This is a genomic window from Xanthobacter sp. BG11Y11_SDJG (assembly GCF_057364445.1).
On the sequence record NZ_JBNFNU010000483.1, the window covers coordinates 1 to 2,802 of the forward strand.

Here is a 2,802-nt window from a genome sequence, read left to right on the forward strand (position 1 = left end):
CCGGCCGGCGGCTCGGAACGGCCCCAAAAGTGGATAGCCCCCGGACAAGCCGGGGCATGAGCGGGCGCGCGAGGCGGCCGGCTCGCGCGAGAGGCGTCCGCCCCACCGTTCGCGCCCCCCTCCACGCCGGGGAGAGGGTTGCGGCGGGGCACGCGGAGGCGCTATTTCAGCTTTTCCACCACGTTGAGGCCGCCCATATAGGGCTTCAGCGCTTCCGGAACGGCGATGGCGCCGCCCTCCTGCTGGTAGGTCTCCATCACCGCCACGAGGGCGCGGCCGACCGCGACGCCCGAGCCGTTGAGCGTGTGGACGAAGCGCGGGCCTTTCCCCTCCGCCGGGCGGTAGCGGGCGTTCATGCGGCGGGCCTGGAAGTCGCCGCACACCGAGCAGGAGGAAATCTCGCGGTACGCCCCCTGCCCCGGCAGCCAGACCTCGATGTCGTAGGTCTTCTGCGAGGCGAAGCCCATGTCGCCGGTGCACAGCGTGACCACGCGGTAATGCAGGTCCAGCTTCTGCAGCACCGCCTCGGCGCAGGCGAGCATGCGCTCGTGCTCCTCCAGCGACTTCTCCGGCGTGGTGATGGAGACCAACTCCACCTTGGTGAACTGGTGCTGCCGGATCATGCCGCGGGTATCGCGCCCGGCCGCGCCGGCTTCCGCCCGGAAGCAGGGCGTGCAGGCGGTGAGGCGCAGGGGCAGCTCTTCCTCCGAGAGGATCGACTCGCGGACGAGGTTGGTCAGGGGGACTTCGGCGGTGGGGATGAGCCAGAGGCGCCGAGGGCGCCCCGCCTGAACAGAAAGAATATTCTCGATCAATACATCTTTCAAATATTCAATGACATGCCGAGGGTATGGCGGGTCATCATCAGCCGACGGCTGATGATTCTTGGCTTCATAAAAATTTTGAAATGCTTCTGTTGTTTGAGGATCCTGCAATCCCGATACAATATTTCCCAACTCATCATCGTTAAAAATTCATCGTATGCAGATCTAATTGATCTAATATCGAGATCAGGAATGCCCGTTCCGAAAAATTGATCGGTACGAAACTTCGGTAGCTGCGCCGTCCCGAACATGGCCTCGTCCCGCACCAGCAACGGCGGGTTCACCTCCATGTAGCCGTGTTCGCTTGTGTGCACGTCGAGGAAGAACTGCCCCAGCGCGCGCTCCAGGCGCGCCAGCGGGCCCTTGTTCACCACGAAGCGGGCGCCGGAGAGCTTGGCGGCGGTCTCGAAATCCATCTGGCCGAGCGCCTCGCCGATCTCGAAATGCTGCTTCGGCGCGAAGGCATAGGTCCGCTTCTCCCCGAAGGCGGACTTCGGAACATTGTCGTGCTCGTCCTTGCCGTCCGGCACGTCGGGAAGCGGCACGTTGGGGATGGCGGCAAGCTCGGCCTCAAGCTCGGCGTCGATGCGCTTCACCTCGGCTTCCAGCGCCGGCACGTCCTCCTTGAGCTTCGCCACCTCGGCCATGCGGGCGGCGGCCTTCGCCTCGTCCTTCTGCGCCTTGGCCTGGCCGATCTCCTTGGAGGCGGCGTTGCGGCGCGCCAGAAGGCCTTCGAGCTTGGTGAGGTTCGCCCGGCGCTCCTCGTCGAGGGCGAGCAGGCCCTGGACCAGCTCCGCCGCCTCGGACCCGCCGCCGCGCCGCGTCAGCGCGTCGATGAGGGCCTGCGGCTCCTCGCGGATCCATTTGATGTCGTGCATGAGACGTTCCGCCGTATGAAGCGGGCTGCGACCGGCGTCCCCCTCATGCGTCATGGCCCGGCTTGTCCGGGCCATCCACCTCTCCCTCAAGCGCGCGGCCGACGGATGCGTGGATGCCCCGGACGAGCCGGGGCATGACGGCTAAGGAGAAGCCCCGCGCCCAGAAAACCAAGACTCCGGAAGGAACCCCGCCGCTCAGCTGGCCGGCGTCGAGGCGTCCGCCGCATCGCGCGCCGCCTCTTCCGCCGCCCGCCGCTTCTCGACGATGCCCACCAGATAGACCGACACCTCGTAGAGAAGCCAGGTCGGCAGGGCAAGGGAGAGCTGGCTGATGACGTCCGGCGGGGTCAGCACCGCCGCCGCCACGAACACGCCGACGATGGCGTAGCGCCGCGCCTTGCGCAGCATGTCCTGCGTCACGATGCCGATGCGCGCCAGCAGCGTCAGCACCACCGGCAGCTGGAAGCAGATGCCGAAGGCGAGGATCAGCGTGGTGATGAGCGAGAGATATTCCGAAACCTTCGGCAGCAGCGAGATTTCCGCCTGCCCCTCGCCGCCCGCCTGCTGCATGCCCAGGAAGTAGGTCATGGCGAGCGGCATGGCGACGAAATAGACGAACGCCGCGCCGATCAGGAAGCAGATGGGCGTCGCCACAAGATAGGGCCGGAAGGCGTTCTTCTCGTGCTTGTAGAGGCCCGGCGCCACGAACATGTAGATCTGCGTCGCCACCACGGGGAAGGAGATGAACGCCGCCCCGAACATGCCGAGCTTGATCTGGGTGAACAGGAATTCCTGCGGCGCGGTGTAGATCAGCTTCACGCCCGGCGCGAAGCCGGAGGCGAACTCATACGGCCACAACAGGACGTTGTAGATCTGCTTGGCAAAGGTGAAGCAGAGGAAGAAGGCGATCAGGAACGCCACCACCGACTTGATGAGGCGGGAGCGCAGCTCGATCAGATGCTCGATCAGCGGGGCCTTGGAGGCGTCGATCTCGTCGTGCTCGCTCATGAGGCGCTCTTGTCGGGCACGCTCACGGGCGCGGCCTCGGGGGCGGGCGGGTCGAAGGTGGGCGCCGGCAGCGGCTCGGCCGGCGGCGGCGG

The 2,802-nt window shown here is 66.2% G+C and carries 1 protein-coding gene and 2 pseudogenes; all 3 read right to left on the reverse strand.

Annotation, left to right across the window (positions count from 1 at the left end; translation table 11 throughout):
- Positions 1-161 precede the first annotated feature (161 nt).
- Positions 162-767: pseudogene (serS, locus tag AC2W7M_RS23220) on the reverse strand (serine--tRNA ligase); the annotation flags it as partial.
- Positions 768-1,030: 263 nt separating this feature from the next.
- Positions 1,031-1,702: pseudogene (locus tag AC2W7M_RS23225) on the reverse strand (serine--tRNA ligase); the annotation flags it as partial.
- A gap of 195 nt (positions 1,703-1,897) precedes the next feature.
- Positions 1,898-2,710 (reverse strand): twin-arginine translocase subunit TatC, encoded by an 813-nt coding sequence (gene tatC, locus AC2W7M_RS23230; RefSeq protein WP_486135277.1) that lies wholly within the window; start codon positions 2,708-2,710, stop codon positions 1,898-1,900.
- Positions 2,711-2,802 lie beyond the last annotated feature (92 nt).